Source organism: Stenotrophomonas maltophilia group sp. LNF247, assembly GCF_054083135.1.
On record NZ_JBSRQL010000004.1, the window covers coordinates 73,934 to 99,863 of the forward strand.

23 protein-coding genes are annotated in these 25,930 nt (G+C 67.2%); 9 read left to right on the forward strand and 14 right to left on the reverse strand.

Going from position 1 to position 25,930, the window contains the following annotated elements:
• Positions 1-26: 26 nt before the first annotated feature.
• Positions 27-974 (reverse strand): DMT family transporter, encoded by a 948-nt coding sequence (locus ACTXG9_RS05625; RefSeq protein WP_021203649.1) that lies wholly within the window; start codon positions 972-974, stop codon positions 27-29.
• Between the two features lie 78 nt (positions 975-1,052).
• Between ACTXG9_RS05625 and ACTXG9_RS05630 the strand changes: the two genes are divergently transcribed.
• On the forward strand, positions 1,053-1,667 hold the full coding sequence (locus ACTXG9_RS05630; RefSeq protein ID WP_026346926.1) for a Pr6Pr family membrane protein: 615 nt from the start codon (positions 1,053-1,055) through the stop codon (positions 1,665-1,667).
• Here the strand turns inward: ACTXG9_RS05630 and ACTXG9_RS05635 are convergent.
• Both ACTXG9_RS05635 and ACTXG9_RS05640 read right to left on the reverse strand, forming a co-directional pair.
• Positions 1,588-2,463 carry a DUF72 domain-containing protein gene (locus ACTXG9_RS05635; RefSeq protein ID WP_021203650.1) on the reverse strand — a complete coding sequence of 292 codons (876 nt, stop codon included), beginning with the start codon at positions 2,461-2,463 and terminating at the stop codon, positions 1,588-1,590. The genes ACTXG9_RS05630 and ACTXG9_RS05635 overlap by 80 nt on opposite strands.
• Positions 2,460-2,903, reverse strand: coding sequence for a VOC family protein (locus ACTXG9_RS05640; protein WP_134729408.1), 444 nt, complete (start codon positions 2,901-2,903; stop codon positions 2,460-2,462). Before ACTXG9_RS05640 ends, ACTXG9_RS05635 begins: the two co-directional genes overlap by 4 nt.
• Positions 2,904-3,013: 110 nt before the next feature.
• Here ACTXG9_RS05640 and ACTXG9_RS05645 point away from each other — a divergent pair, with 110 nt between their 5' ends.
• Both ACTXG9_RS05645 and smrA read left to right on the forward strand, forming a co-directional pair.
• Positions 3,014-4,573: a serine hydrolase gene (locus ACTXG9_RS05645; RefSeq protein WP_456115410.1), complete on the forward strand. Its 1,560-nt coding sequence runs from the start codon at positions 3,014-3,016 to the stop codon at positions 4,571-4,573.
• 198 nt (positions 4,574-4,771) lie between these two features.
• Complete coding sequence (gene smrA, locus ACTXG9_RS05650) at positions 4,772-6,604, forward strand: multidrug efflux ABC transporter SmrA (protein WP_019659144.1); 1,833 nt, start codon at positions 4,772-4,774, stop codon at positions 6,602-6,604.
• A 253-nt stretch (positions 6,605-6,857) separates the two neighbouring features.
• Here smrA and ACTXG9_RS05655 read toward each other — a convergent pair whose 3' ends face one another.
• The gene (locus ACTXG9_RS05655) at positions 6,858-8,666 is read right to left on the reverse strand and encodes a DUF885 domain-containing protein (protein ID WP_159359943.1); all 1,809 of its coding nucleotides are present in this window, start codon (positions 8,664-8,666) and stop codon (positions 6,858-6,860) included.
• 112 nt (positions 8,667-8,778) lie between these two features.
• Between ACTXG9_RS05655 and ACTXG9_RS05660 the strand changes: the two genes are divergently transcribed.
• Together ACTXG9_RS05660 and ACTXG9_RS05665 are read left to right on the forward strand one after the other, a co-directional pair.
• Positions 8,779-9,135, forward strand: coding sequence for a GFA family protein (locus tag ACTXG9_RS05660; protein ID WP_456115411.1), 357 nt, complete (start codon positions 8,779-8,781; stop codon positions 9,133-9,135).
• A 32-nt stretch (positions 9,136-9,167) separates the two neighbouring features.
• Positions 9,168-9,947: a DUF4349 domain-containing protein gene (locus ACTXG9_RS05665; protein WP_111102009.1), complete on the forward strand. Its 780-nt coding sequence runs from the start codon at positions 9,168-9,170 to the stop codon at positions 9,945-9,947.
• Positions 9,948-9,978: 31 nt separating this feature from the next.
• Here the strand turns inward: ACTXG9_RS05665 and ACTXG9_RS05670 are convergent, their stop codons facing one another.
• Complete coding sequence (locus ACTXG9_RS05670; RefSeq protein WP_021203661.1) at positions 9,979-10,272, reverse strand: hypothetical protein; 294 nt, start codon at positions 10,270-10,272, stop codon at positions 9,979-9,981.
• Between the two features lie 68 nt (positions 10,273-10,340).
• Positions 10,341-11,285: a LysR substrate-binding domain-containing protein gene (locus ACTXG9_RS05675; protein ID WP_111098966.1), complete on the reverse strand. Its 945-nt coding sequence runs from the start codon at positions 11,283-11,285 to the stop codon at positions 10,341-10,343.
• A 115-nt stretch (positions 11,286-11,400) separates the two neighbouring features.
• Here ACTXG9_RS05675 and ACTXG9_RS05680 point away from each other — a divergent pair, with 115 nt between their 5' ends.
• Positions 11,401-12,273: a DMT family transporter gene (locus ACTXG9_RS05680; RefSeq protein ID WP_058983404.1), complete on the forward strand. Its 873-nt coding sequence runs from the start codon at positions 11,401-11,403 to the stop codon at positions 12,271-12,273.
• 581 nt (positions 12,274-12,854) lie between these two features.
• Here the strand turns inward: ACTXG9_RS05680 and ACTXG9_RS05685 are convergent.
• Positions 12,855-13,757, reverse strand: coding sequence for a peptidylprolyl isomerase (locus tag ACTXG9_RS05685; RefSeq protein ID WP_111102005.1), 903 nt, complete (start codon positions 13,755-13,757; stop codon positions 12,855-12,857).
• 136 nt (positions 13,758-13,893) lie between these two features.
• Between ACTXG9_RS05685 and ACTXG9_RS05690 the strand changes: the two genes are divergently transcribed.
• Together ACTXG9_RS05690 and ACTXG9_RS05695 are read left to right on the forward strand one after the other, a co-directional pair.
• On the forward strand, positions 13,894-14,259 hold the full coding sequence (locus ACTXG9_RS05690; RefSeq protein ID WP_004150914.1) for a PadR family transcriptional regulator: 366 nt from the start codon (positions 13,894-13,896) through the stop codon (positions 14,257-14,259).
• A complete protein-coding gene (locus ACTXG9_RS05695; protein WP_456115412.1) occupies positions 14,256-15,245 on the forward strand; it encodes a sensor domain-containing protein in 990 nt (329 codons plus the stop codon). The genes ACTXG9_RS05690 and ACTXG9_RS05695 overlap by 4 nt, the downstream gene beginning before the upstream one ends.
• A 106-nt stretch (positions 15,246-15,351) precedes the next feature.
• Here the strand turns inward: ACTXG9_RS05695 and ACTXG9_RS05700 are convergent, their stop codons facing one another.
• Both ACTXG9_RS05700 and ACTXG9_RS05705 read right to left on the reverse strand, forming a co-directional pair.
• Complete coding sequence (locus tag ACTXG9_RS05700; protein WP_456115413.1) at positions 15,352-16,659, reverse strand: polyhydroxyalkanoate depolymerase; 1,308 nt, start codon at positions 16,657-16,659, stop codon at positions 15,352-15,354.
• Between the two features lie 93 nt (positions 16,660-16,752).
• On the reverse strand, positions 16,753-17,343 hold the full coding sequence (locus ACTXG9_RS05705) for a class I SAM-dependent DNA methyltransferase (RefSeq protein WP_134729426.1): 591 nt from the start codon (positions 17,341-17,343) through the stop codon (positions 16,753-16,755).
• 149 nt (positions 17,344-17,492) lie between these two features.
• Between ACTXG9_RS05705 and ACTXG9_RS05710 the strand changes: the two genes are divergently transcribed.
• On the forward strand, positions 17,493-17,948 hold the full coding sequence (locus ACTXG9_RS05710) for a CopD family protein (RefSeq protein ID WP_021203668.1): 456 nt from the start codon (positions 17,493-17,495) through the stop codon (positions 17,946-17,948).
• Positions 17,949-18,232: 284 nt separating this feature from the next.
• Here ACTXG9_RS05710 and ACTXG9_RS05715 read toward each other — a convergent pair whose 3' ends face one another.
• From ACTXG9_RS05715 to lpxB, 5 genes are all read right to left on the reverse strand, one after another.
• Positions 18,233-19,192 (reverse strand): acetyl-CoA carboxylase carboxyltransferase subunit alpha, encoded by a 960-nt coding sequence (locus ACTXG9_RS05715; protein ID WP_456115414.1) that lies wholly within the window; start codon positions 19,190-19,192, stop codon positions 18,233-18,235.
• Positions 19,193-19,305: 113 nt separating this feature from the next.
• Entirely contained in the window at positions 19,306-20,175 is an 870-nt protein-coding gene (locus tag ACTXG9_RS05720; RefSeq protein ID WP_155029200.1) for a hypothetical protein, read from the reverse strand.
• A 55-nt stretch (positions 20,176-20,230) separates the two neighbouring features.
• The gene (gene dnaE / locus ACTXG9_RS05725; RefSeq protein ID WP_456115415.1) at positions 20,231-23,821 is read right to left on the reverse strand and encodes a DNA polymerase III subunit alpha; all 3,591 of its coding nucleotides are present in this window, start codon (positions 23,819-23,821) and stop codon (positions 20,231-20,233) included.
• 207 nt (positions 23,822-24,028) lie between these two features.
• On the reverse strand, positions 24,029-24,688 hold the full coding sequence (locus ACTXG9_RS05730; RefSeq protein WP_021203671.1) for a ribonuclease HII: 660 nt from the start codon (positions 24,686-24,688) through the stop codon (positions 24,029-24,031).
• A complete protein-coding gene (gene lpxB, locus ACTXG9_RS05735; protein ID WP_227844006.1) occupies positions 24,685-25,887 on the reverse strand; it encodes a lipid-A-disaccharide synthase in 1,203 nt (400 codons plus the stop codon). Before lpxB ends, ACTXG9_RS05730 begins: the two co-directional genes overlap by 4 nt.
• Positions 25,888-25,930 lie beyond the last annotated feature (43 nt).

Consider the following 25,930-nt stretch of genomic DNA (forward strand, 5'->3'; position numbering starts at 1 on the left):
GGCGTCCACGCCATGCGTGGATGCATTCAATCGGCGATGTTGCGCGCCTCGGCCGTGCCAAGAATCTCCGGATGCTGCACCGGCTTGCGGCGGTTCAGCAGCGGATGCAGGAACACCGCGCCGACGATGATCGCCACGCCCAGGTAGAACCACGGGGTGACCTCGTGCTGCTCGCGCAGCAGCACCACCGCCAGCACCACCGCATAGACCGGCTCCAGGTTGGTCACCAGTTGCACCGTGTAGGCGCTCAGGTGGCGCAGTGCGACCAGGGCCAGGGCAAACGGCAGCAGCGTGCAGAACCCGGCCAGCACCAGCAGCAGGATGCCGTCGTGCAGGTCCGGGACCACCCACAACGGGCTGGCCAGCGCAGGCAGCAGGTAGGGCATCAGCGGCGCCAGCAGGGTCAGGGTGAGGGTGCCCGCACCCAGCTCCAGCGCGGTGACCGTGAGCGGATCGGCGTGGCTGACCATGCGCTTGTTGAGCGAGCCGAACACCGCCACCAGGAGCGCTGAGATCGCGCCGATCAACACACCCAGGCGCATGCCATCGGGCACGCCACCGACCACCAGCGCAACACCCGGCAGCACCGCCAGGCCGAACGCCAGCTCACGCAGCTGGAACGGCCGCTTGGCCACCCACGGTTCGATGATCGAGGTGAACACCGGCGCCAGTGCGATGCAGGTGGCAGCCACCGAGGCATTGGCCAGCTTCACCGCGCCATAGAAGGTCAGCCAATGCAGGGCGACCAGCGCGCCAACGCCGGCGTAGCCGGCGACCAGCCGCAGGGGCAGGGTGCGCAACCCGCGCCAGACCCGTGGCAGCAGGGCCAGCATCGCCGTCACCAGCAGCATGCGCCACCACACCAGCGGCAGTGCGGGCAGGGTGATCAGCTTGCCGAGGATGGCGGTGATGCCCCACAGCAGGACACAGAAGTGGATCTGCCACAGCGCTTTGCGGGTGTCGGGTGTGCTCATCAGCCTATTGTGAGGCAATCGCGCGGCCGTCGGCGATGACTGTGGCATGCTCGCGGCATCGACCCAGAGAACCGAGCCATGGCAGCCGATTGCTCCCTTCTGCGCGGATGGGCCGCACTGACTGCCCTGATGGCGGCAGCCTCGCTGCTGTTGCAGTACCTGTTGCTGGTGCAGGGGCCGGGGGCGGCGGCCGGGATCGGCGTGGCGACGCTGCGTTTCTTCGGCTATTTCACCATTCTCAGCAACCTGGCTGTCTGCGTCGGATGTGGGTGGGTGGTCCTTGGCAGAGTGCTCAAGCCGGCGGTGGCGGCGAGCCTGGCGCTGTGCATCGGTGTGACCGCGTGCGTCTACGTGCTTGCATTGCAGGGGCTGTGGCAACCGACCGGGCTGCAATGGTGGGTCGATGCGGGCCTGCACTATGTCGTGCCTGCCCTGTTCCTGCTGGGGTGGCTGCTGCTGTTGCCGCACGGTGAGCTGCGCTGGCGCGCGCTGGGCGGCGTGCTGCTGGTACCGCTGGCCTACCTTGGCTGGGCGATGCTGGTCGCTGCAATGACCGGACAGGCGCCGTATCCATTCCTCGAACTGCAACGCCTGGGCCTGGCGGCCTTCCTGCTCAACGTGCTGCGCGTTGCGGGCGTGTTCGTGGTGGGCTGGACCCTGCTGTGGGGGCTGGACCGCTGGCGCCGTCGATGAGGCGCTGCAGGGCCATCGCTGCCGCCGGGTTGCGGGCCTTGCCGGCACCGATGCACAGCAGGTAGACCTCGCGCGGGGTTTCCGGGGCGTGCCCGGCCAGACAGGGCAGGTCGTCCACCGGCTCGCCGCGTGACCAGCGTCGCGCGCGTTCAGCCCAGCGCTGCTGCACGGGCGCAGGCAGGCCCTCTTTCAAGCGGGCCTGGCTGCGCTTGATCCGCGCGTAGACGAAGCCCGAACTGACGTCGCCGTGCAGCGGCGCCTCGTCGCTGTCCTCGATCACCAGTGCCACGCCGTGGCGGCGCGCGGCGGCGACCAGTGCGGGGCCATGTGCTGCGGCATTGCGGACCTCCAGCGCATGCTGCAGCGGCACCCCTTCCAGCTGCTTCGGCAGCTGCGCCATCAGCGCGTCCAGTGCATCGGCGTCGGCCGGGTGGCGTGGATCGAACTGCCACAACAACGGGCCAAGCCGGTCACCGAGCGCGATCGCTGCCTGCAGGAAGGGCGCGGCTGCCTCCACCGTGCTGGACAGGTCGCGGCGCTGCACCAGGTAGCGTGGTGCCTTCATCGCAAAGCGGAAGCCTTCCGGCGTCTGCGCGGCCCACTGCGCACACTGTGCGGCGGTGGGCGTGCGGTAGAAGGTGCCGTTGATTTCGATGCAGCGCAGGGCGCGGCTGGCATGGGCCAGCTCTTCACGCTGCGGCAGGCCCACGGGGTAGAAAACGCCGCCGCGCCATTCGGGAAACACCCAGCCACCGATGCCGCAGCGGATCTCCGCCTGCCGGGCGGTCGCGGTCACTGGCCGTGGTCCGTGCGCCACGGGTCGTAGCTGCCGAACCACCACAGATAGCCTTCCGGGTCGGCGCAGGCATAGCCACGGCCGCCGTAGTCCTGGTCGGCGATGTCGATGACGATGCGGGCACCGGCGGCCTTGGCCCGGGCGTAGTGCGCGTCGGCATCGGTGACGATCACGCAGGCACTCTGCGTCTGGCGGCCGCCGACCTCATCAGGCAACGCCGCATGCTCGCTCCACGCGCTCTGGTTGCTGGCCGAGCCCAGCATGATCATGCCGGTGCCGAAGGTCAGCTGCGCATGGAACACCGTGTCGCCGTCGGCGTAGACGGCCTGGGCATGGAAGCCGAAGGCGCGCTGCAGCCAGTCGATGGCAGCCTGCGCATCGCGGTAGCGCAGGCACGGAATGATGGTGGAGCCGTTGCTCGGTTGGCCGTTTCCGCCCATGACACCCCTCCTATGGCACAGGGCAGGGTGCGCCGCAGACCGTTACCATCCCGCGAAACCCCGGTGACGGCCTGCACATGGCCGCCACCCCTGTTCGGAGATCGTGCTGGATGAAACCCTGGATTGGAGGAGCCGTGCTGCTGGCGTGCACGACCATGGCGAGCGCTGCCACCCCGGCGCAGCTGCAGGAGCTGGATGCGACCGTCGAGCGCGTGCGCGCGCAGTTCGACGTGCCCGGTGTTGCGGTGGCGGTGGTCAAGGATGGCGAGGTGGTGCTGGAGCGCGGCTGGGGCGTGCGCGAGCAGGGCAAGCCGGAACCGGTGCAGGCCGATACGCTGTTTGCCATTGCGTCCAACACCAAGGCGTTCACCGCCACTTCGCTGAACCTGCTGGCCGAGGACGGCAAGCTGAAGATGGATGACAAGGTGATCGACCACCTGCCGTCGTTCCGCATGTCCGATCCGTTCGTGACCGGGCAGATGACGATCCGCGACCTGCTGTCGCACCGCAGCGGGCTGAGCCTGGGTGCCGGCGACCTGCTGTTCTGGCCGGCCACCTCCTACAGCAATGCCGAAGTAGTCGAACGGCTGGGCAGGGTGCCGCTGAAGGGCGGTTTCCGCGAGAGCTACGCGTACGACAACATCCTGTACGCGGTTGCCCAGCAGGTGATCGAGCATGTCTCGGGCATGAGTTACCAGCAGTTCCTGCAGACGCGCATCTTCGACAAGGTGGGCATGACCGGCACGCGCTACAACGCCGATCACCTGAAGCCGGGCGACAAGGCCGCGGTCGGCCACGCCAAGTACGATTTCAAGGACCTGCGCACCGTTGCGCCGCTGACCTGGTCGAACAATGCCGGCGCCGGCGGCATCTATTCCAGCGCGCACGACATGGCGCGCTGGATGCAGGTGCAGCTGGCCGAAGGCAAGCTGGCCGACGGCACGCCGTTGTTCAGCGAGAAGAGCCAGCAGCAGATGTGGCGGATGATCACGCCGCAGTCGATCCCGGCGCCGAGCGTGCCGGAGCTGGCACCTGCGCGGGCCAACTTCGCCGGCTATGGCGAAGGCTGGAGCCTGAGCGACTACCGTGGGCAGAAGCTGGTCTGGCATACCGGTGGCTGGCCGGGCATGGTTTCGCGGCTGACCCTGGTACCGGGCGAGAAACTGGGCGTGGTGGTGCTGACCAATCAGGAAGTGGGCGCGGCGTTCAATGCGATCACCCTGAGCGTGCTCGATGCCTACCTGGGCGGTGAAAAGCATGACTGGGTGGACGCCTATGCCAAGGCCGTGGCCAAGGGACAGGACAAGGCCGACGAGGCCTGGGCCAAGCACCAGAGCGCACGCGACAAGGGCAGCAGGCCATCGCTGGCGCTGGCCGGCTACACCGGCAGCTTCCGTGACCGCTGGTATGGCGACATGCAGATCAGCGCCGAAGGCAAGGGCCTGCGCCTGCGCTTTGCGAAGACCGCGCAGCTGAGCGGGCGCCTGGAGCACTGGCAGCACGACACCTTCATCGTGCGCTGGGACGACCGTTCGCTCAACGCCGACGCCTTCGTGAACTTCAGCCTGGACCCGGATGGCAAGGTGCGCGAGGTGCGCATGCAGCCGATTTCCGACCTGACCGATTTCAGTTTCGATTTCCAGGACCTGCTGTTCACCCCGGTGAAATGACGCCGCCGGGCGTGCCCCGGCGCTGACGTTTGACGAATCCGATGGGTAGTGCCGGCCGCTGGCCGGCCACTTCAGCTTCGCGGGAGGCGTCACAAGGTTGCCGGCCAGCGGCCGGCACGACCGCAGCCGCAGCGATCGTCGGCCGGCGTACACATGCGGCGTGGGATACTCCGTCGGCTAAGATGGCGAGGGAATGCGATGTTCCGTTGGTTTGAATCCCTGATTCCGGTGTTCCCGCCCGTGGATGGGCGCATGCCACCGCGCAAGGTGCTGCCGTTCTACCTGCACTACCTGCGCCCGGTGTGGCCGGTGCTGCTGGCCACGCTCATCGCCGGCCTGCTCCTGGCGCTGGTGGAAGTGGCCATGTTCGATTACCTGGGCCGCATCGTCGACATGGTCGCCGAGCAACCCGGTGCCGATTTCTTCAAGCGCCATGCCAATGAACTGGGCTGGATGCTGTTCATCACGGTCATCGCGCGGCCGATCCTGGTCGGCCTGCACAACCTGCTGGTCAACCAGGCCATCGTGCCCGGCCTGAGCAACCGCTCGCGCTGGCTGATGCACAACTACGTGGTTCGGCAGAGCCTGAGCTTCTTCCAGAACGACTTCGCCGGCAGCGTCGCCAACCGGGTGATGCAGACCGGTACCTCGCTGCGCGAGTCGGCGGTGCAGATGGTCGACTCGCTCTGGTACATCGTGGTCTATACCGGCACCGCGCTGTACCTGTTCGCGCAGGCCGACTGGCGGCTGATGGTGCCGCTGATCCTGTGGCTGCTGGCCTACGTGGTGATCATGGTCTACTTCGTGCCGCGCGCGAAGGAGCGGGCCTGGATCGCCTCGGAAGCACGTTCGAAGGCAATGGGCCGCATCGTCGATGGCTACACCAACATTCCCACGCTGAAACTGTTCGCCCATGGCGGGCGCGAGCAGGCCTACGTGGCCGAGTCGATCCAGGAGCTGGCAGTCAAGCACCGCGCGCAGACCCGGGTGACCACCGGCATGGACCTGACCATCGCCATCGTCAACGGTTTCCTGATTGCCGGTACCTGTGGCCTGGCCCTGTGGCTGTGGAATGGCGGCCACATCACTGTCGGCGCGATCACGCTCGCGACCGGCCTGGTGATCCGCATCCACAACATGTCCGGCTGGATCATGTGGACCATCAACGGCATCTTCGAGGACATCGGTACGGTACAGGATGGCATCACCACCATTGCCCAGCCGCTGACCGTGCAGGACCGCGAGGATGCGGTGCCGTTGCAGGTGACCCGCGGTGGCGTGCACTTCCAGGACATCCACTTCCACTACGGCAAGAAGGGCGGCGTGATCGCAGGCCTCGACCTGGTGGTGAAGCCGGGCGAGAAGATCGGCCTGGTGGGTCCTTCCGGTGCCGGCAAGTCGACCCTGGTCAACGTGCTGCTGCGCCTGTACGACCTGGAAAGCGGCCGCATCCTGATCGACGACCAGGACATTGCCTACGTCACTCAGGAAAGCCTGCGCCAGCAGATCGGCGTGGTCACCCAGGATACCTCGCTCCTGCATCGCTCGATCCGCGACAACCTGCTGTACGGCCGGCCGGACGCGACCGATGAGCAGTTGCGCGCTGCGGTGGCCAAAGCACGTGCCGAGGCCTTCATCGATACGCTGGTGGACGGGCAGGGGCGTCGTGGCTACGACGCGCATGTCGGCGAGCGCGGCGTGAAGCTGTCCGGCGGCCAGCGCCAACGCATCGCCATTGCCCGCGTGCTGCTGAAGGACGCACCGATCCTGGTGCTGGACGAAGCAACCTCGGCACTGGACTCGGAAGTGGAAGCGGCGATCCAGGACAGCCTGGATGAGCTGATGGGCGGCAAGACGGTGATCGCGATCGCGCACCGGCTGTCGACCATCGCGCGCATGGACCGGCTGGTGGTGATGGACCAGGGCCGCATCGTCGAGACCGGCAGCCATGCCGAACTGATTGCGGCCGGTGGGCTCTACGCACGGTTGTGGGCGCGGCAGACCGGGGGGTTCGTGGCGGCCGATCAATGAGTGTTTTCGGGGTCCGAGCCCTTCCCTTCGAAAAAGGCTCCGACCCCGGCGTGCTTCTGGGGACCTGCATGATCCGCTCCCTATGCTCCCTGCTGCTGGCGCTCGCGCTGGCCGGGAGCACTGCGACCGCGATGGCCGCACCCGTCGCCGACGAGCAACTGCAGCAGCTAATCCTGCTCAGCCGCCACAACCTTGCAGAAAAAAATGGCCCGGGTTTCCCCGGGCCGCTCCGCTTCACCTCACACCGGCTCGATCACTCGATCGGCTGGTCCAGCATCAGCTGGCGTGCGAAACGCACCGGCGGTGCGCCGTAGGACAGTACCTGGTCGTGGTACGCCTTCAGGTTGAACTTGTCGCCCAGCTTCTCCTGCACTGCCTTGCGGGTGTCGAAGTGTTCCTGCGCACCGACGAAGTAGGTCGGCAGCTGCGCCGAGGTCAGCTGCGCGCGCACCCACTTGCCGGCCGCTTCGCTTTCCTGCTGGAACGCGTCGTGGGTCATCAGGTGCATCGCCTTCTCGCGATCCCAGTTGTCCACGTGCACGCCCTGGTCGAGGATCGCGTTGGAGATCGTGCGCAGGTAGAACTTCAGCTGCACCAGGTGGAACAGCGGGTCGTTGTTGAGGTAACCCTGCTCCTGCATCATGCGCTCGGTGTAGACCGCCCAGCCTTCGGCGAACAGGCCCGAACGCAGCACCGCACGCAGGGTGGAAGGGAACTTGGCCGAATGCCAGCCCTCCAGGTAATGGCCCGGGGTGCCTTCGTGGATGCTCAGCAGGTGGATCATGCGCGAGTTGTACTCACGCAGGAACGAGTCGACCTGCTTGTCGTTCCAGTCGTCCGGAATCGGCGACACGGCGTAGAAGGTCTTCAGGTTCTTGTCCAGCGGACCCGGCGAATCGCAGTAGGCCACGGCCACGCCACGTTGGAATTCCGGCATCAGGATGATGTCCACCGGCGCATCGGGCAGCGTCATCAGGTCGTGCTCGCGCACGAATGCGGTGGACTGCTCCAGCGCGGCCTTGGCATCGTCGACGACCTTGTCGCGTGCCGGCTTGTCGGCGTAGGCCAGTTCCAGCGCAGCTTCGATCGCCTTCTGCTGCTGCTCGTCGGTCGGCTGGGCCGGCATCTCCGGCGCACCCGGCTTGTCCTTCAGCACGGTCTGCGCGATGCCGTACATGTCCTCGCGCACGCGCTTTAGTTCGGCACGTGCACGCTCACCGATCTCCTGGCGCGACAGCGACGAGCTCAGCGCGAACTTCAGCTTCTGGTCGTACTTTTCCGCACCGATGCGGAAATCGCCCTTTGCGTTCGGCACCAGGGTCTTGTCCAGCCAGGTCTGCTGCTCGTCCACGGCCTTCTTCAGGCCGTCGATGGCGGCCTGCAGGCGCTGCTGGTCGGCCTGCGGCAGTTCACCGATGTGCGGGGTGATGAAGGTATCGACGATGCTGAGGATGCCCTTGTTCTGCTTGGCCACCGTCTCGGCGTGGATCTTCGGCACGCGCGCCGGATCCAGGTTCTCGCGGGCCTGGGCGAAGATCGCCGGCAGCTTTTCCATGCGCGCGGTGGCCGACTTCAGGCGCTCCGGCAGTGGCGCGAACTCGCGCGCCATCAGGCCGTAGATCGCGCTGCCGGCGATGCCGTTGTACAGCTGCGGGTCCCACTTGCCGGACTGCAGCACTTCGGCGTTCCAGATTTCCGACTGCAGCTGGTTGCGCAGGATCGCCGCGTCCACCTGGTTCTCGCGGCCCAGCTTGGCCACCTCGATCTTGTCCAGCTCGCCCAGCAGCGCCTTGTAGGCGGCCACGGTCTTCTGCTGGCCGGCGGCACTGAGGTCGTCCAGCTCGCTGTCGTAGCGGTGGTCACCGATCTGGGTAGCGCTGACCGGCGACAGCTGCATCCAGGTGTCCAGGGCGCGCTTGGACAGGTCGGCGAAGGCGGCATCGACCGCCGCGTCACCGGCCTGCTGGCTGGTGGCCGGGGTGGAAGCGTTGGTCGGGGCGTCGGCCGGCTGGCAACCGGCCAGGGCGGCGACCAGGGCGAGGGCAAGAAGATGCGGGCGCATCGGCGTTCCTGTACGGGGTCAAACCCTGAGCATAGGGCCGCGTGGCTGCTTTGTCCCCGTGCCATAGGATTACCATGGGCGCAGACAAGGACCCTCCAAAGGAGCGCAGGACATGGAATACCAGGGAAGCTGCCATTGCGGCAGGATCGCATTCACCGTACAGGCCGGGGCGCCGATCAGCGACGTCATCGACTGCAACTGCTCGATGTGCCGCCGCCGTGGCAGCCTGCTGTGGTTCGCCCCGCGTGCGGCGTTCCAGCTGACCACCGATCCGGCTGACGTGGCCACCTACCACTTCAACAAGGCCCACATCGACCATCACCACTGCCGCGAATGTGGCGTCGCCCCCTACAGCGAAGCGGTCGATCCGCGTAGCGGCACACCGATGGTGGCGGTGAACGTGCGCTGCGTGCCGCAGGTCGATCTGGCTGGCCTTTCGGTGACCTCCTACGACGGAGCCGCACTGTGACGGGCGCGCGCGCCTGGACGCGCAGCCTGGCGATGCCGGTGCTGCTGCTGGCATTGGCGGGCTGCGCCAAGCAGGGCGACATGGCCGCGGATGCGGGCGCCCCGGCCGCCGAAGCGGCCGTCGCGTCGCCAGAAGGTGCGTTCCTCGCCTATGAACATGACGTGCAGGTGCAGCTGGAGGCGGCAAAGATCGCGCCGCGCATCCAGCAGATCGCCCAAGCCTGCCAGAGCGCGAAGTTCGGCGACTGCGCGGTATTGCAGGTCGACCAGCGCAGTGGCGAGCAACCCAGCGGTGAGGTCAAGGTGCGCATCGCGCCGAAGGGCGCCGAGCCGCTGATCGCGATGGCCGGTGAAGGCGGCAAGCTGCAGTCCCGCAATACGCGCGCCGAGGATCTCGCGCAGGCGGTGGCCGACACGGCATTGACCAAAGCGCGGCTTGAAAAGGAGCACGCCCGCCTGCTGTCCTACCAGGACCGCAAGGACCTGAAGATCGAAGATCTGATGGCGATCACCACGCGCCTGTCAGAGATCGAGGCGGGTGTCGAGCAGGCCAACAAGGACGCCGCGCAGCAGCGCCGGCGCATCGATACCCAGCTGGTGACGCTGCACTTCGAGACCACTTCGGGCCAACGCAGCCGAAGTGAGATCGGCGAGGCGCTGAGCGAGTCGGGCAGCATTCTCAGCACCAGCGTGGCGTTCCTGATTCGTGCTGTTGCCGCGCTGCTGCCGGTGGCGGTGCTGGCCCTGGTCGCAGCCTGGGGCGTGCGCGCATGGTGGCGTCGCCACCGTCGCAAGCTGCCGCCCAACCGCTGAGGTCGAGGCTGATGCCGGCAGCCCGCCGGCATCAGCCCTCGTCGGTTTCGTACTCGACGAACACATCCAGTTCCAGCGCCAGATCCTGCACGGCGTCGCGCACCTTCTGCGCGGTGCTTTCATTGCCCACTTCCACTTCCAGCTCGTGGATGCCCGGGCCGATGTCATCGGACAGCCCGGCCGAGCTGGAGTCGTCGTCGTCCATGTGCGGCATCAGGTCGTCGGTTTCCTCGACATGCTCGATGCCATCCAGGCCGAGCAGCAGGTCGCTGATGGCACGGGCGTCGTCTTCGGTTCCGGTAATGCGCAGTCGCAGCATGGCCATGGCGTAGGTACGTTGTGGAGTTGCCTGCAGCCTAGCCAGCATCGGGCAAAGAATGGGTGAGGGCGAAGTCAGGTGGGCGTGGCCGAGCGCCCGAGCAGGCTGTCCGGCAATGCCGGAATCGGTGTGCGTTCGTCCTGCGCCTGCTCCAGCAGCCAGTCGATGAACAGGCGTGCGGCCGGGCTGGGCGGTTGTCCTTCGGCATGCACTACGTGATACGCATAGCGCGCCTTCAGCGCCGGGCCGGGCAGGCGCACCACCTCGTAGCGCTGCAGGTAGGGCTGGGCGATGTGGGTGCGCGCCAGCACCGCGCCCATGCCATACACCGCTGCACGCATCGCGTCGGTGCTGTCGGCGAAGGTGTGCATGGGTGGCAGCGGCGACGGCGTGCGCACGCCGGCGTGGCGGAACCAGTCGCGCCAGCCCTGCGGCGACAGGTCGGTCAGCAGCGGCAGGTCGGCGATGCGCGCCGGATCGACCAGCGTTTCGACGCCGGCCAGTGCCGGTGAGGCGACCGGGAACAGGTAGTCATCCATCAGGTGCTGCGCACGCAGGCCGGGCCATTGGCCCAGGCCGTAGCGGATGCCCACTTCCGGGCCGTTGTCGTCATAGCGATCCAGCCCGCTGCCGGTATGCAGCTCGATGCGGATGTGCGGGTAGGCCTGGGTGAAGCGCGGCAGCCGTGGCAGCAGCCAGCAGTAGGACAGCGAGCGCAGCGTGGTGATGCGCAGCGGCACGCTGTCGGCATCCGGCTGCAGGTGATGGGCGACGGCCGCGACATCGGTGAAGGCGGCGCTGGCAGCGTCGGCCAGTTGCCGGCCCTCGGCAGTCAGGCGCACGCCGCGGGCGTGGCGTAGGAACAGCCGTACTTCCAGCACTTCTTCCAGGCGGCGGACGTGGTGGCTGACCGCGCTGGCGGTCAGGTGCAGCTCCTGCGCGGCCTGGGCGAAGTTCTGGTGGCGCGCCGCGACCGCGAACACGGCCAGTGCGGGTAGCAGGGAAGGGCGTAGCAGCATGTCGAGCCTCAAACCATATTTGTGGCTGGCAGCGATACTACGCGCTTGTGCCGCGGGCGTCTGCGCCTGATCCTGTCCGCCTTGGCGAAGAATTGACGATGTACGGAGGCAAGGCATGAATGCGGTCCCACAGGCGGCCGAGCGCGATTGGCGCACGCCGCTGGAATTGACCCTGCTGGGCGCCATCTGGGGCTGCTCGTTCCTGTTCATGCGGGTGGCGGTGCCGTCGTTCGGCCCGTTCGCGCTGGTCGAGGTGCGGCTGGTGCTGGGTGCGCTGGTGCTGCTGCCGTTCCTGTGGCGCGCCCGCGCGCAGTTCCCGCCGCGGCGCTGGCTGTGGCTGGCGCCGATCGGCCTGATCAATTCGGCGCTGCCGTTCGTGCTGTTTGCCTATGCCGCCGAGCAGGCGCCGGCTGCGATCGGTGCGATCTGCAATGCGATGACGGTGCTGTTCGCCGCGCTGATCGCGTTCCTGTTCTTCGGCGAGAAGATCGGCATGCGCCGTGCCGGGGCGCTGCTGGTCGGCTTCGCCGGCGTGGTGGTGCTGGCCACGGCCAAGGTTTCCGGCCTGAGTATCGGCACCGCAGTGCTGGCCGGTGCGGCGGCATCGCTGCTGTACGGCCTGGGCGTGAACCTGGTGAAGCGGCACATGACCGGGTTGCCGTCGGCCGCCGCTGCGGCGGCAACGCTGTCCTGCGCCTCGCTGTGGATGCTGCCGATGGCGGTCAGCCACTGGCCGCAGGCGGCGATTCCGGCCAAGGCCTGGGGCGCGGCGATCGCCCTCGGCGTGGCCTGCACTGGCTTGGCGTTCCTGATGTTCTATCGCCTGATCGGTCGTATCGGCCCGTCGCGGGCGTCGACGGTGACCTACCTGATTCCGTTGTTCGGTGCGGCGTTTGCGTGGTTGTTCCTGGGGGAGGCGGTGACGGTACAGATGCTGGTGGCGGGGGCGTTGATTCTGGGGAGCGTGGCGGTGAGTCAGAAGGGCTGAGGCGTTGGCGTTTTGCGCGTGGCGCGTGCTGAAGGTGCTTCATTGTTCATGGGCGTTACTTTTCTTTGTACGCAAAGAAAAGTAACCAAAAGAAACGTTCCGCCGGCCGCGAGCCGGTGCTGCGCACCGGTACCCTGCGCTCCTCGGCCCGTCGAGGGACGGCGCGGGAACTCGCTGCGCTCAAACACCCGCGCCTCTTCGCCCTCGCCGGACCTGCGGTGCTCGGCTCGCTCAAGGCGGACCCAAGATCAAAGGCAAAAGCGGTCGCTTCGCTCGCCGGGCCCGGCCCGGCACTACCAAACATCGTCGTGCAGCTGTGGCTCTTGACCTTGAGTCCGCCTTGAGCGAGCCGAGCATCGCAGGGGAATCAGGGGCGAAGAGGTGCCGATGTCTGAGCGCAGCGAGTTCGGCACCGTCCCCTGATTCACCGAGAAGCGCAGGGGACCGACGTGCGAAGCACGGCGGCTCGCGACCTGGCGGCGCGTTTCTTTTGGTTACTTTTCTTTTCGCGCGAAAAGAAAAGTGACGCCCATGAACAGTGAAGCACCTTCAGCACGCGCCACGTGCAGGAAGCCAGGCTCCTACCGCACCGGCACCGGAATATTGCACAGATCGATATGCCCGGCCGGGCGCTTGTAGAAATCATCCACGCGATTGCGCCGCGCCTCCACCGTATCGGCGAAGGTCTTCGAATCGGTGCGCAGCACCTGGATCGGCGTGCGCTCGGCCGCCGGCACGTCGCTGGCACGGCGGATCGACAGGATCGGCGTACGCAGCTTCGGGTCGGTGTAGAAGCCCATCGGCGCCGGTCCGCGCCGGGTCGCGCTGAGCAGTTCCATGCCCTTCAACACGCGACCGACCAGAGTGATGTTGCGGTCCAGCTGGCGCGGCGACTGACCGGTCACCACGTACAGTTCGGCGCCGATGCTGCTGTCTTCCTCGTTGCTGCGGCCGGCACCGAGCATGCCGTAGCAGTGCGCCAGCCAGGCCTTGCCGGCTTGCGGGTCCTGGCCGACCGGGAAGCCGTCGACGAAACCGGTCTGCGCGGCCCAGCCATCGCGATCCGGCAGCACGCTGACCTTCAGGCCGGCGCTGGCGCGTTCGAACTCGGCCGGCAGCTTGCGCGCGGCGCTGCCGAACGGCCTGGCCTTGGCCGCGTCATCGGCGTCGGCATCGCCGAACTGCACCACGAAGTTGTCCTGCGAGCGGTAGATGCTGGTGCCGTCCCAGAAGTGCTCGTGGGCGAAGGTCTGGATGTTGGCGACATGGCGGGGGGCGAACTGCGGCGCCAGTTCGATGATCACGCGCCCGGCTGGCAGGTCCATGTACAGCAGGTTGGCCGGGTCCGGGGTGCGCCAGTCGCTGGCCGCCGAGGCGTCGAGGATCTGCTGCGGGCTGCGGTAGGGCGTGGCTGCACTGGCCAGTGCGGGCAGCAGGCAGGCGAAGGCGAGGGCGGTCAGGGCAGGGCGACGACGGTGCGGCATGGGAACCCCGGAACATGAACGAGACTTCGATTCTGCGCGAGCCGCGCAGCCGCGCCAACCGGCAGAGTGACTAACGACACATTCGCTATACCGAACTTCGCACTACTGTGGACTTCAACGTAGTGGAGGGCCGGCCATGTCCGAGGACGATGTCCACCTGAAGAAGTTCCAGAAGGAGCTCAGCGCCGGAACGGTGTCGCTGGCCCTGCTGGCGGTGCTGGCCCGGGCCGGGGAGCCGTTGTACGGCTACCTCATTGCCAAAGAGCTGGAGCGGGTGGGCGAGGGCGTGCTGAGCGGCAAGCAGAGCGCGCTGTACCCGGTGTTGCGCAACCTGGAGGGCGCCGGGCTGCTGGAAAGCCATGTGGAGCCGTCCAGCAGCGGGCCGCCGCGACGCTACTACCGCATCAATGAACGTGGCCGCGAGGTGCTGGCGCAGTGGCGCCAGGCCTGGCAGGCCACCCGCGATTCCGTCGATTCCGTGTTGGAGGGGGTACCGCAATGAACGACCCGAGCCTGGCAGGCCGTGCCCTGCCCACCACCATTCCGCAGTACCTGGCGCAGCTGCGCGCGGCGCTGGAGGGCGCCGATCCGGCGATGGTGCAGGACGCGCTGTACGACGCCGAGGAATACCTGCGCTCGGAGCTGGCGGCGCAGCCCGGCCGCAGCGAGGCCGAGGTGATCGCCGACGTCGCCGGCAGCTACGGTGCGCCGGACGAGGTGGCCGAGATCTACCGCGAGACTGAGGTAACGGTGAACCGCGCGCTGCGTACGCCACGTGCGGATACCGCGCCGGTGCTGCGTGCGGCGGCCGAAGCCAGTGGCGTCGAGCCGGCCTCGCCGCCGCCTGTGCCGGTGCCGCGTTCGCTGCTGGCGCGCTTCTTCGGCGTGGTGGCCGATCCGCATGCTTACGGCGCGCTGTTCTACATGCTGCTGTCGCTGGCCACCGGCATCTTCTTCTTCACCTGGGTGGTGACCGGCCTGTCGCTCTCGCTCGGCCTGTTGATCCTGATCGTCGGCATTCCGCTGACCGTGCTGTTCTTCGGCTCGGTGCGTGGGCTGGCGCTGCTGGAAGGGCGGCTGGTGGAAGCGTTGCTGGGCGAGCGCATGCCGCGCCGTCCGCGCTACACCGACCGTAGCCGCACCTGGCTGCAGCGCATCGGCGACATGTTCACCGATGGGCGTACCTGGCTGACCCTGCTGTACTTCGTGCTGATGCTGCCGCTGGGCGTAGTCTACTTCACCATCGCGGTGACGCTGCTGTCGCTGTCACTGGGGTTGATCTGGGCGCCGGTGGCCGCGCTGTTCAGCGGTGACATTCCGGGTGTCTACGTCGATGGCGTGAACGTGCTGCCGATGGCCGCCTCGCCGCTGGTGGCGATCGCGGTTGCTGCGGCGGGCGCACTGCTGCTGGTGCTGACGATGCACCTGGCACGCGGCATCGGCAAGCTGCATGGGCTGATTGCCAAGAACCTGCTGGTGCGGTTGTAAGCGGGAGCCCAGGCTTCGGTAGGTGCCAACCTTGGTTGGCACGATCGATCGGATGCCGGGATCCATGGTAGAGCGCCAACCAAGGTTGGCATCTACCAGGGCCTGGTTACCCCGCCTTTCGCCGCAACGGGGTGACGTTGCTCTTCTTCTTCGTGGCCTTCGCCGCCGGTGCTTCGGCATGCGCGGCGAAGAAGTCGCGCACCTTCGGATACACCACCTCGCGCCAGCGACGGCCACTGAAGATGCCGTAGTGGCCCGCACCTTCGACGATGAAATGCTCGCGGCGGTCAGCAGCAATGCCGGTGCACAGCGCCTGCGCCGCCTCGGTCTGGCCGAGGCCGGCGATGTCGTCCAGCTCGCCTTCGATGCTCAGCAGCGCGGTATCGCGGATCGCCGACGGATCGACCTTCTCGCCGTTGACCACCCACTCGCCACGCGGCAGCAGGAAGTCCTGGAACACCACGCGGATGGTATCGAGGTAGTACTTGGCCGGCATGTCCAGCACCGCGTTGTACTCGTCGTAGAAGCGACGGTGCGCGTCGGCGTCTTCCAGGTCGCCCTTGACCAGGTCGGTGTAGAAATCCCAGTGCGAGCTGAAGTGGCGGCTCGGGTTCATCGACAGGAAGCCGGCGTGCTGCAGGAAGCCCGGATACACGCGGCGGCCGGCGCCGGGGTAACTGGCCGGCACGGTGTGGATGACGTTGTTCTCGAACCACGACAGCGGGTTCTGCGTGGCCAGGTTGTTCACTGCGGTCGGGCTGCAGCGCGCATCGATCGGGCCGCCCATCATCACCAGCGTGCGCGGCGTCGGCTCGCCACGGCTGGCCATCAGTGAAACCGCGGCCAGCACCGGCACGGTGGGCTGGCACACGCTGACCACGTGCAGGCGCTCGACACCCAGGTGGCGGATGAACTCCTGGATGTAGGCGATGTAGTCGTCCAGGCCGAACTCGCCTTCGCTGGCCGGTACCATGCGCGCGTCAACCCAGTCGGTGACGTACACGCGGTGGTCGCGCAGCAGCGTGCGCACGGTATCGCGCAGCAGCGTGGCATGGTGGCCGGACAGCGGTGCCACCACCAGCACGAACGGCTGGTTGAGCATGGTGTGCAGCTGGTCGGCTTCATTGCTGTGGCGCTTGAAGCGCAGCAGCTTGCAGAACGGCTTGCTTACTTCCTCGTGCACGACGATCGGCACGCGCTCGCCTTCGACCTCGATTTCGTTGATGCCCCACTCGGGCTTCTCGTAATCCTTGCCGATGCGATGGAACAACTCGTTGACCGCCGCCAGGCGATCGGCACCCGGCATCTGCGACCACCAGTGGCCCGGGTTGGCGAAGAACTTGGCGTTGGCCTGGGCCTGGTGCACCCAGGGGGCAAGCAGGTTGCGGGTCAGTTCGTGCAGTTGATAGAGCATGACGACCGAATATGTATGGTCATATGTTGCCGCGCAGCATATCCCATCCGGATGTCCCGCAGGTTAAGTTGCCTGAAAATAATGAATCCGGATTCACATCCGTTCCAGCGCGGCGGCATCGCCTGCCAGGGCGGGGCCGAGCCAGCAGTGCGACCCCACCGGCTGCAGGCCGTGCCGGGCCAGCGTGCGGCCGTACCAGCGCGCCGGGCGAGCGTGGAAGCCCTCGTGGTCGCCGTCGAATTCATCCTCGGCGGCGAAGGTCTCCAGGAAGGCCACGCCACCGGTCAGCTCGGCCACCCCGGCCAGGCCGGCGCGCAGTTCACGGTCGGGCACGTAGTGCATCACGTCCGAGCACACCAGCAGGTCGACCGGGGCGCAGGGCCGCAGCCAGGCGAAATCACCGAAGGCGGCCAGGTGCAGGTTGCGGGTCCTGCCGTAGCGGCGCACAGCGTACTCGCTGCTGTCGAAGCCGAGATATTCGACCTTCGGACGCAGCTTCAGCAGCGGCGCGCGCCAGGCGCCTTCACCGCAGCCGATATCCAGCACGCTGCGGATCGGCCGCTCCAGGTAGTACTCGGCGCTGGCCACGGCCAACGCAACCTTGCGCGCCAGGCGGGCGCTGCCGCCGATGTCGGCACGGCGGTACCAGCGTTGGAAGTAGGCGGCGTCGTAGGTCTTGTCCATGGGGCGGTGCGCGATCGGGGAAAACGGCGCCTATCGTACGGTGTTGCGGCGCGCCATGCGTCGATGTGTCGCGGCGGGCGTGCCTGCGGCGGCTTCGCCAGGGCATGCGAGAATGGCCGCCAACCTACGCCAGCCGCCGGAGCGAGCGCATGCAGAGCTACTACTGGGTCAAGACCTTCCACATCGTGTTCGTGGTGGCGTGGATGGCCACGGTGTTCTACCTGCCGCGCATCCTGGTGAACCTGGCCGAGACCGCGGGCCAGCCGGCGGTGAGCGAGCGCCTGCAGCTGATGGGCCTGCGCCTGTACCGCTTCGGCCACTCGATGTTCGGCCTGGCGTTCCTGCTCGGCCTGGTGCTGTGGCTGGGCTACAAGGTCATCCCCGATTTCCCGACCATGGTGGCTCCGGGAGCTGCCGGCTGGCTGCACGCCAAGCTGGGGCTGGTGGTGGTGCTGCTGGTGTACTTCGGCTGGATCGGCCGCCTGCTCAAGGGCGTGGCCAAGGGCCGGGCGCTGCCGTCGTCGCGCGCGCTGCGCTGGATCAACGAGATCCCGCTGCTGGCGTTCATTCCGATCGTGTGGCTGGTGCTGGCCAAGCCGTTCTGAACGGGGCGCGCTGCGCGCGCGGCGCATCGCACAGATGCATCCACGCATGGCGTGGATCTACTGGGTGCAGCTGTGGCTTTTGATGTCCAGGTCCGCCATGAGAGAGCCGAGCATCGCAGGTGAAACAGGGGCGAAGAGGCGCCGATGTCTGAGCGCAGCGAGTTCGGCGCCGTCCCCTGATTCACCGAGAAGCGCAGGGAACCGGTGCACAGGACCGGTTCGCGTTCGGCGGCGTGTTCTTTGGTTACTTTCTTGCACGAGCAAGAAATTAACAAGCCGATGAATCAGGCTGCCTCGTACGTGCCGTAACTGCGCAGGCGCGTGTAGCGCTGTTCCAGCAGCTGTTCGGTGGCCAGCTTGTCCAGCGCGTCCAGCTCGTTCAGCAGCACGGCCTTCAGGCGCTTGGCCATCTGGGTCGGGTTGCGGTGGGCGCCACCGGTCGGCTCGCGCACGACCTTGTCGACCAGGCCCAGGCTCTTCAGGCGCGGGGCAGTCAGGCCCAGTTGTTCGGCCGCTTCCTTGGCCTTGCCGGCGTCCTTCCACAGGATCGAGGCGCAGCCTTCCGGCGTGATGGTCGAGTACACCGCGTATTCCAGCATCACGGTGCGGTCGCCCACACCCAGTGCCAACGCACCGCCGGAGCCGCCTTCACCGATCACGGTGCAGATGATCGGCACCTTCAGCTCGGCCATCTCGATCAGGTTGCGCGCGATCGCTTCGGACTGGCCGCGCGACTCGGCGTCGATGCCCGGCCAGGCGCCGGCGGTGTCGATCAGGGTCAGCACCGGCAGGCCGAAGCGCTCTGCCATCTTCATCAGGCGCAGTGCCTTGCGGTAGCCCTCCGGCTTGGGCATGCCGAAGTTGCGCTTGATCTTTTCCTTGGTGTCGCGGCCCTTCTGGTGGCCGATCACCATTACCGCGCGGCCATTGATGCGGGCCAGGCCGCCCATGATCGCCTTGTCGTCAGCGAAGGCGCGGTCACCGGCCAGCTCCTGGAACTCATCGAACATGACGCGGATGTAGTCGGCGGTGTACGGACGCGATGGGTGCCGGGCCAGCTGCAGCACCTGCCACGAGGTCAGGTTGCGGAAGATCTGCGCGGTGCGCATGCGCAGCTTGTCCTGCAGCGCGTGCACTTCCGCCTCGACATTGACCGCCGGCCCGGCACTGGCGTTGCGCAGTTCCTGGATCTTGGCTTCCAGGTCGGCGATGGGTTGCTCGAAGTCGAGGTAGTTCGGATTCATCGGAAGCCGTCGTGTAAAGAAGGGGGCAATTCTAGCCGAATGCGTGCAAACCACCCGTACGCCTTCGTCTGGAAGGCGACGGTAGCGCAGCCGGGCAGGCGGCGCCAGTCAGCTCAGGGCACCACCAGGGCGCTGCGGCCCATCAACTGGCTGCGCTGGGAAACGAAGTCGTTGTAGGCCTCGTTGGCCTCCCGGCCCAGGCCGCTGCCCAGGGTGGCAGTGGCCGAGGTGAAGGCCATCTGCGCGTCGAAGTCCTGCTTGCGCAGGGCCTTCTGTTCATCGGCGGTGGTGGCCTTCAGCCAGCGCGCATAGACCTCGCGCAGCGGCGCGGCGTGCGCCTCGAAGGCGGGGTCAAGGGCCGGCAGGCTGGCCGGGGCCGGCTCCAGGCTGAATGCCGGCGCGACGTAGCCGGCCGGCTGTTGGCGCTTGAATGCACCGGGTTCGCCCATGCCTTCTTCGACGTAGGTGATGAAGTCCGGGGCCGTGAACACCTTGGCCACGATCTGGCCGCCGCTGGAATCGACATGGGCCACCACCTTTTCCTTCGGGAATGGCTCGCGCACGCCGTAGGTCCAGGTCTTGTCGATGAACAGGTCGTGGCGCTTCTCGAAGGGACCTTCGAAGCTGACCCCGCCCAGTTCGATCCCGTTGTTGCCGACGCCGAAATTCTTCAGCTTGCTCTCGTCGGTGACATAGACCTCGCGAGCAATCACGTACTCGCTCAGGGTCGGGTTGATCAGGCCGCCACGACCGTCGACGTAGACGATGAAGCGCACGTCGCCAAGCGCGTCTGTGTGCAGGCGATGTTCGCCAATGGCGAGCGAGATCGGGCGCGAGCCGTGCGCGGCCACTGGCACGTCCTGGCCGTCGATGCTCAGCGCCAGCGGCGCGTCGGTCGGGTTGTCGATCTGGAACTCGATCTTCGACGGCGAGCAGGCGGCCAGTGCCAGTGCGGCAACGAACGGAAACAGCAGGGTCTTCATGGGCGATCGTCCTTGATGGTTGGAACTGGAAAACAGGAACACGAAGGAGCCAGCCTCAGCTGGCCCACGGCGGGCTGTAGCGCACCTTCAGCGTGCGTACGGCCGGGTCGGCGCGCAGCGCCTCCATCAGCTTGGAATCGATGCGTACCGCGCTCTGCCCGGAGACATCGAGCATGCCGGCGACACCGCCGTGCGGGCCCTTCAGCAGCAGGTCCAGGCGCAGCGGCGTGCGCCCCGGGCGATGGCGGTCGAGCAGGGCATTGATGCGCTCCCAGACCGGGCGCTGCTGGCGCAGGTCCAGGCGCAGCGACAGCCGCGTGGCGTAGTTGGCGCAGACTTCGTCGAAGTCCCAGCACTGGCGGATGCGCAGCGCGTAGCCACCGTTGAACTCGTCCTCGCGCAGGCCGCCCTTGACCACCAGGATGCGGTCCTTGGTCATCAGGTGGCCGAACTCGGCCATTGCATCGGAGAACGCACTGCACTCGACGCGGCCGCGGCCATCCTCCAGCTGGATGAAGATCTGGCTTTCGCCCTTGCGGCGCACGCCGACCACCTGGCCTGCCAGCACGGTCTGCACCTCCGGGCGCCAGCGCTTCTCGCCGCCACCGCCGCCACCGCTGTTGGCGCTCCAGATTTTCTCCACCGAACCCAGGTCGTTGCCTACCAGATCGCGCACATCGTCGCGCCAGGGATCGAACGGGTGGCCGCTGAGGTAGAAGCCCAGCGTGTCGCGCTCGCCGTTGAGGCGCTGCAGCAACGGCCATTCTTCGGCTTCTGGCAGGTCCAGCTGGATCGAAACGGTGCTCGGGTCGGGCCCGCCAAACAGCGAGTTCTGTCCGGACGCACGCTCGCGTGCCATCTGATCAGTGGCCTTGATCACTTCCGGCAACTGCAGCATCAGCGAGGCACGGTTGCGGCCGAGCTCATCGAGCGCGCCGCAGTTGATCATCGCTTCCAGCGTGCGCCGGTTGAGCTTGGCCGAGCCGACGCGGGTGCAGAAGTCCAGCAGATCCTTGAACGGGCCGCCCTTCAGTCGTTCCTCGACCACCGCTTCGCAGGCGCCCTGGCCCACGCCCTTGATCGCGCCCAGGCCGTACTGGATCGTGTCCGGGGTGACCGCTTCGAACATGAAGGCCGACTGGTTCACCTTCGGCGGCAGCACGGTCAGGCCGAGGTTGCGCACCTCGTCGAGGAAGCCGACCACCTTGTCGGTGTTGTCCAGGTCCGAAGACAGCGTGGCCGCCATGAATTCGGCCGGATAATGGCGCTTCAGCCACGCGGTCTGGTAGCTGACCAGTGCGTATGCAGCGGCGTGTGACTTGTTGAAGCCATAGCCGGCGAACTTCTCCATCAGGTCGAAGATCTCGTCGGCCTTGGGGCCATCGACGCCGCCCTTGGCCGCACCTTCGCGGAAGATCTCACGGTGCTTGGCCATTTCCGCCGGCACCTTCTTGCCCATCGCGCGGCGCAGCAGGTCGGCGCCGCCCAGCGAGTAGCCGCCGACGATCTGCGCCATCTGCATCACCTGCTCCTGGTACACCATGATGCCGTAGGTGTCCTTCAGGATCGCTTCGGTGCGCGGATCGGGATAGATGATTTCTTCCTGGCCGTGCTTGCGCGCGTTGAACGAAGGAATCAGGTCCATAGGGCCAGGGCGGTACAGCGACACCAGCGCGATCAGGTCTTCGAAACGGTCGGGGCGCGCGTCCTTCAGCAGGCGGCGCATGCCCGAGGATTCGAACTGGAACACCGCGCCGGTGTTGCCGTTGGCGAAGATGTCCTTGTAGGTGGGCGCATCGTCGAGCGGGATCGCGGCAATGTCGACCGACGGAATGCCCGCGCGTTCGTGGCGCTTGTTGATCGCCTTCACCGCCCAGTCGATGATGGTCAGCGTACGCAGGCCGAGGAAGTCGAACTTCACCAGGCCCACTTCTTCCACGTCGTTCTTGTCGAACTGGGTGACCGGGTTCTTGCCGAGCCCATTTTCGTCGTGTTCCGCATACAGCGGGCAGAACTCGCTCAGCGGCTCGGGCCCGATCACCACGCCGCCGGCGTGCTTGCCGGCGTTGCGGGTCAGGTCTTCCAGCTGCAGCGCCAGGTCGATCAGGTCGCGGACATCGTCCTCTGTCTCGTAGCGCTGGATCAGTTCCGGCGACGCCATTTCCGAGCTCGGGCCTTCCTTGCCCTTGCCCAGCGCATCCTTCAGGTGGATGCCCAGGATGTTCGGGATCAACTTGGAAACGCCGTCGACCAGGCCGTACGGGAACCCGAGCACGCGGCCGGAGTCGCGCACCACCGCCTTGGCGGCCATGGTGCCGTAGGTGATGATCTGGCTGACGCGCTCGCGCCCATACTTGCGCGCGACGTAGTCGATCACCTCGTCGCGGCGGTCCATGCAGAAGTCGATGTCGAAGTCGGGCATCGACACGCGTTCCGGATTGAGGAAGCGCTCGAACAGCAGGTTGTACGGCAGCGGATCCAGGTCGGTGATCTTCAGCGCCCACGCCACCAGTGAACCGGCACCCGAGCCGCGGCCGGGGCCGATCGGAATGCCCTGGTTCTTGCCCCATTGGATGAAGTCGGCCACGATCAGGAAGTAGCCGGGGAAGCCCATCTTGATGATGGTGTTGAGCTCGAACTCCAGGCGTTCGAAGTACTCTTCCCGGGTCTTGCCCGGCGCCAGCGGATTCTTCTCCAGGCGCTCTTCCAGGCCCTCGCGCGACATCTTCTGGATCCAGGTATCCAGCGTTTCGTCGTCGGGCACCGGGTAGTTGGGCAGGAAGTAGGTGCCCAGCCGCATCTCGATGTTGCAGCGCTCGGCCAGCGCCAGCGTGTTGTCGATCGCGTCGGGGATGTCGGCGAACAGCGCGCACATCTCCTCGGCCGACTTCAGGTACTGCTGGTCGCTGTACTCGCGCGGACGCTTGGGATCGTCCAGCACGCGGCCGGTGGAAATGCACACGCGCGCCTCATGCGCGCTGAAATCGGAGGGCGACAGGAAGCGCACGTCATTGCTGGCCACCACCGGCAGGCCACGCTGGCCCGCAGCCATCAGCGCGAACTGGTTGAAGGTTTCCTCGCCCTCGCGGCCGGTGCGGGTCAGCTCCAGGTGCAGGCCATCGCCGAACACCCGTTGCCAGTCGGCCAGCTGCTGCTCGGCCAGCTCATGCTTGCCGTCCAGCGCCAGGCGTCCGGCCAGGCTCTGCCGGCCGGCCAGCGCGAACAGGTTGGCGTTGCCGGCCTTCAGCCAGTCCGGGTGGATGGCTACGCCGCCTTCGGGGCGATGGCCTTCCATCCAGGCGCGGGTCAGCAGCCGCGACAGGCTCAGGTAGCCTTCGCGATCACGGCACAGCAGGGTCATCCGCCACGGGTCCTGGCCTTCCTCGGCGATCAGCACGTCGGCACCGGCGATCGGCTTGATGCCCACGCCTTCGGCGGCCTTGTAGAACTTGACCAGGGCGAACAGGTTGTTGAGGTCGGTCACCGCCAGCGCCGGCAGGCCGAGCTCGACCGAGCGCGACAGCAGGTTGGCCTGCTTGGCCTTCTTCGGGTCCGCCTGGTCCGGCTTGGCCGGCACACGGATGGTGGAGTCCGCCAGCGAGAACTCGGTGTGGACGTGGAGATGTACGAAGCGGGAGTTGGACATGCCGGACCAGGTTGGAGCGCGCGGGCCCCGGGTGCTGACGGAGGTTCGTCGCCGGGGTCGGGAAGCGCTGGAATGCCCGGTCAGGGTAGCGAGGGCAGGGGGTTGCCACAAGGCTTGACAGGGGCACGGCGTGGCGCCGGATTCAGGCGTGCGGGAGGCCGCCTTCTTAGAGCCGAGCATGGGCTCGGCACTACAACTCCAGCTGGCTCAGGCGATGGCCGCCGCCTGCGTCAGGTCCAGACACTCACGCACCGGAGCGAAGCTGCGGCGGTGCTCCATGCAGGGGCCGTGCTCGCGCAGGGCGGCCAGGTGGGCCGGGGTGCCGTAGCCCTTGTGCTGTTCGAAGCCGTACTTCGGATGGCGGGCATGCACCTCCTGCATGTAGCGGTCGCGCGAGACCTTGGCCAGGATCGAGGCGGCCATGATCGCGCGGTCGATGCCATCGCCGCCGACCAGCGCCTGCGCCGGCAGTGCCAGGCCCTTGGGCACCACGTTGCCGTCGATGCGCGCGAAGCCGGCCACATGGGCGACCGCTGCAACGACGTCACGCATGCCCTGCAGGGTGGCCTGGTAGATGTTCAGGCGGTCGATGGTGTCCACGTCCACCAGCACCACATGCCAGGCCAGGGCGCGCTCGATGATGCGGTCATGCAGCTGCTCGCGGCGGGCCGCGGTCAGCTGCTTGGAGTCATCCAGGCCGTTGATCCGTGGTCGCGACGGGTCGAACACCACCGCTGCCACCGCGACCGGCCCGGCCAGTGGGCCACGGCCTGCCTCGTCGACGCCAGCGACCAGGCGCTCCGGCTCGACCACGGGCGCACCGTCGAACAGGGTCAGGCTGGCTGCGGCGGCGTGACGGCGGCTCATGCCTGTGCCTGGTCGCGCATCAGCAGTTCGCCAACGGCGTCGGCGGCACGCGCCGAGGCGTTGCGGCGCAGCCGCTCGTGCAGGCGCACGTAGGCATCCTGCAGATCGGTCACCCGCTGCGGGTGGTCGAACCACTGCTGGATGGCCGCGGCCAGCTTGTCCGGCGTGCAGTCGTGCTGCATCAGTTCCGGTGCCAGGTCCTGCCCGGCCAGGATGTTGGGCAGGGCGAAGCGGTCGACCTTGATCAGGCCGAGCGCCTTCACCAGTCGATAGGTCAGTTCGTTGACGCGGTAACCGACCACCATCGGCCGCTTCACCAGCATGGCCTCCAGGGTCGCGGTACCGGAGGCCAGCACCACCACGTCGGCGGCGATCATCGCGTTGCGCGCCTGGCCATCCAGCACATGCGAATAGGCCACCGGCAGCGCCGAGCGCGACAGCTGTTCCTCGATCAGTTCCCTGCAGGCCGGGTTGGCGGCAGGCACCACCACATGCAGGCCCGGAATGCGTTCGGAGACCTGCCAGGCGGCTTCGAAGAACGGTTCGCCCAGGCGCGAGATCTCGCCCAGGCGGCTGCCCGGCAACACTGCCAGCACCTTGGCCGAGGCCGGCAGTCCGAGCGCGGCGCGTGCTTCCTCGCGATTGCCCTGCAGCGGAATGTCATCGGCCATCGGGTGGCCGACGAAGCGCGCGTCGATGCCGTGCCTGGCATAGATCGGTGGCTCCATCGGGAACAGGCACAGCACCAGGTCGGCGCTGCTGCCGATCTTCTCGGCGCGCTTTTCGCGCCAGGCCCAGACCGAGGGACTGACGTAATGCACGGTGCTCACGCCACGCTGCTTCAGCCAACGCTCGATACCCAGGTTGAAGTCGGGGGCGTCGATGCCGATGAACACGTCCGGCTGCCAGTCAAGCGCACGCTGGCGGAACGCCGAACGCAGCTTGAGCAGGCGCGGCAGGTGGCGCAGCACTTCGGTCAGGCCCATCACCGCCAGCTCGCTGGCATCGTGCCAGGTCTGGCAGCCCGCGCTGCGCATGGCGTCGCCACCGATGCCGGCGAACTCGGCATTCGGGAAGCGCGCTTTCAGTTCGCGGACCAGGCCCGCACCGAGCAGATCGCCGGAGGCCTCGCCGGCCACCAGCGCGATCCGCAACGGGCGCTCGCTGAGCACCCGTTGCGCCGGGACGCTGCCGGTCATCGAGGCCAGCGGGATCACTGCGGCGCCGGCCGGCGCCTGGCCG

Excerpts from the sequence above, each read along its gene's own strand:
- ACTXG9_RS05660 (WP_456115411.1), top strand. The coding sequence starts at position 8,779 with ATGGAATACCAGGGAAGCTGCCATTGCGGCAGGATCGCATTCACCGTA.
- lpxB (WP_227844006.1), bottom strand. The coding sequence starts at position 25,887 with ATGACCGGCAGCGTCCCGGCGCAACGGGTGCTCAGCGAGCGCCCGTTG.
- ACTXG9_RS05625 (WP_021203649.1), bottom strand. The coding sequence starts at position 974 with ATGAGCACACCCGACACCCGCAAAGCGCTGTGGCAGATCCACTTCTGT.
- smrA (WP_019659144.1), top strand. The coding sequence starts at position 4,772 with ATGTTCCGTTGGTTTGAATCCCTGATTCCGGTGTTCCCGCCCGTGGAT.
- ACTXG9_RS05665 (WP_111102009.1), top strand. The coding sequence starts at position 9,168 with ATGCCGGTGCTGCTGCTGGCATTGGCGGGCTGCGCCAAGCAGGGCGAC.
- ACTXG9_RS05695 (WP_456115412.1), top strand. The coding sequence starts at position 14,256 with ATGAACGACCCGAGCCTGGCAGGCCGTGCCCTGCCCACCACCATTCCG.
- ACTXG9_RS05705 (WP_134729426.1), bottom strand. The coding sequence starts at position 17,343 with ATGGACAAGACCTACGACGCCGCCTACTTCCAACGCTGGTACCGCCGT.
- ACTXG9_RS05655 (WP_159359943.1), bottom strand. The coding sequence starts at position 8,666 with ATGCGCCCGCATCTTCTTGCCCTCGCCCTGGTCGCCGCCCTGGCCGGT.
- ACTXG9_RS05675 (WP_111098966.1), bottom strand. The coding sequence starts at position 11,285 with ATGCTGCTACGCCCTTCCCTGCTACCCGCACTGGCCGTGTTCGCGGTC.
- ACTXG9_RS05630 (WP_026346926.1), top strand. The coding sequence starts at position 1,053 with ATGGCAGCCGATTGCTCCCTTCTGCGCGGATGGGCCGCACTGACTGCC.
- ACTXG9_RS05710 (WP_021203668.1), top strand. The coding sequence starts at position 17,493 with ATGCAGAGCTACTACTGGGTCAAGACCTTCCACATCGTGTTCGTGGTG.
- ACTXG9_RS05645 (WP_456115410.1), top strand. The coding sequence starts at position 3,014 with ATGAAACCCTGGATTGGAGGAGCCGTGCTGCTGGCGTGCACGACCATG.
- ACTXG9_RS05715 (WP_456115414.1), bottom strand. The coding sequence starts at position 19,192 with ATGAATCCGAACTACCTCGACTTCGAGCAACCCATCGCCGACCTGGAA.
- ACTXG9_RS05680 (WP_058983404.1), top strand. The coding sequence starts at position 11,401 with ATGAATGCGGTCCCACAGGCGGCCGAGCGCGATTGGCGCACGCCGCTG.
- ACTXG9_RS05685 (WP_111102005.1), bottom strand. The coding sequence starts at position 13,757 with ATGCCGCACCGTCGTCGCCCTGCCCTGACCGCCCTCGCCTTCGCCTGC.
- ACTXG9_RS05640 (WP_134729408.1), bottom strand. The coding sequence starts at position 2,903 with ATGGGCGGAAACGGCCAACCGAGCAACGGCTCCACCATCATTCCGTGC.
- ACTXG9_RS05670 (WP_021203661.1), bottom strand. The coding sequence starts at position 10,272 with ATGGCCATGCTGCGACTGCGCATTACCGGAACCGAAGACGACGCCCGT.
- dnaE (WP_456115415.1), bottom strand. The coding sequence starts at position 23,821 with ATGTCCAACTCCCGCTTCGTACATCTCCACGTCCACACCGAGTTCTCG.
- ACTXG9_RS05690 (WP_004150914.1), top strand. The coding sequence starts at position 13,894 with ATGTCCGAGGACGATGTCCACCTGAAGAAGTTCCAGAAGGAGCTCAGC.
- ACTXG9_RS05730 (WP_021203671.1), bottom strand. The coding sequence starts at position 24,688 with ATGAGCCGCCGTCACGCCGCCGCAGCCAGCCTGACCCTGTTCGACGGT.
- ACTXG9_RS05700 (WP_456115413.1), bottom strand. The coding sequence starts at position 16,659 with ATGCTCTATCAACTGCACGAACTGACCCGCAACCTGCTTGCCCCCTGG.
- ACTXG9_RS05720 (WP_155029200.1), bottom strand. The coding sequence starts at position 20,175 with ATGAAGACCCTGCTGTTTCCGTTCGTTGCCGCACTGGCACTGGCCGCC.